This is a genomic window from Bifidobacterium pullorum subsp. saeculare (assembly GCF_016899725.1).
GTDB lineage: Bacteria > Actinomycetota > Actinomycetes > Actinomycetales > Bifidobacteriaceae > Bifidobacterium > Bifidobacterium pullorum_C.
The window spans coordinates 1-223 of the sequence record NZ_JACLYU010000310.1; the positions used below are offsets into that span (position 1 = coordinate 1).

At 77.1% G+C, this 223-nt stretch carries 1 pseudogene; it reads right to left on the reverse strand.

Features of this window, described 5'->3' with window-relative positions:
- Nucleotides 1-223: pseudogene (locus H7U32_RS10635) on the reverse strand (IS3 family transposase); the annotation flags it as partial.

Consider the following 223-nt stretch of genomic DNA (forward strand, 5'->3'; position numbering starts at 1 on the left):
GCCGTCGGCCATGGCCGCGTCCGGGCTGCGCGACAGCCTCCAGGAGACGACCATGCCGTCGAAGCGGTCGATGACCGGGGACGGCCGGCGCTTGTGGCCGTCCATGGCGGACCGGGCGGCGTCCGTCGGCCACGGCCGGTTCGGCGCCCCGGCGTGGAAGTCGCGCTCCACGAGGTCGGCGGGCGCCTCGGACGGCTCCCCCCTGTGGGAGCTCCACCGCCTG